General features: G+C 65.2%; 1 protein-coding gene. It reads left to right on the forward strand.

From position 1 onward, the window contains the following. Window positions 1-950, forward strand: a 950-nt coding sequence (locus AB4Y92_RS25060; protein WP_441822082.1) for an AMP-binding protein, incomplete at both ends; no start/stop codon positions are given.

Genomic DNA, 950 nt, shown 5'->3' on the forward strand with positions numbered 1-950 from the left:
GCCCTGTCGCTGAACGACAACGGCACCGCCCTGAGCGGCAGCATCGCCTACGCCAGCGATCTGTTCGACCGTATCACCGTCGAACGGATGATGGATCACTGGACGACCTTGCTGACGGCGATGGTCGCCGACGATTCGGCCTCGGTCGCACGTCTGCCGCTGCTGACGCCGCCGCAGCGGGCGCAGGTGCTGCAGGGCTTCCACGCCCAGGCCCACGGCGATACGCCGCGCCAGTTCGAACGCGGCGTGATCCATCACGGCTTCGAAGCCCAGGTCGCCCTCACCCCGGATGCACCGGCGGTGTCGTATGAGCAGCAAACGCTCAGCTACGCCGAACTGGACCGCCGTGCGAATCAAGTCGCGCATCGCCTGATCGCGCTGGGCGTCAAACCCGACGATCGCGTCGCGATCTGCGTCGAACGCAGTCTGGACATGGTGGTCGGTTTGCTCGGCATCCTGAAGGCCGGCGGCGGCTACGTGCCGCTCGACCCGGCGTATCCCGCCGATCGTTTGGCCTACATGCTGGAAGACAGCGCGCCGGTAGCGTTGCTGAGCCAATCGGCCCTGCGCGCCAGTCTGCCCCAAGCCGAATGTCCGGTGCTGGAGCTGGACGATGCAGCCGTGTGGGCACAAGCCCGCACCGACACGCCGGTCGTAAGCAACCTGCATCCGCACCACTTGGCCTACGTGATCTACACCTCCGGCTCGACCGGACAGCCCAAGGGCGTGATGGTCGAACACGGCCAAGTCAGCCGTCTGTTCGCTTCCACCGATCACTGGTTCGGCTTCAACGAAACCGACGTATGGACCCTGTTCCATTCGTTCGCGTTCGACTTTTCGGTATGGGAACTGTGGGGCGCATTGCTGTACGGCGGCCGCGTAGTCGTCGTGCCGTCGTTGTGTGCGCGTTCGCCATCGGAGTTCTACGACCTGCTGGTGCGCGAAGGCGT

The organism is Lysobacter sp. TAB13 (assembly GCF_052113885.1).
In the GTDB taxonomy this organism is placed as follows: Bacteria; Pseudomonadota; Gammaproteobacteria; order Xanthomonadales; family Xanthomonadaceae; genus Lysobacter; species Lysobacter gummosus.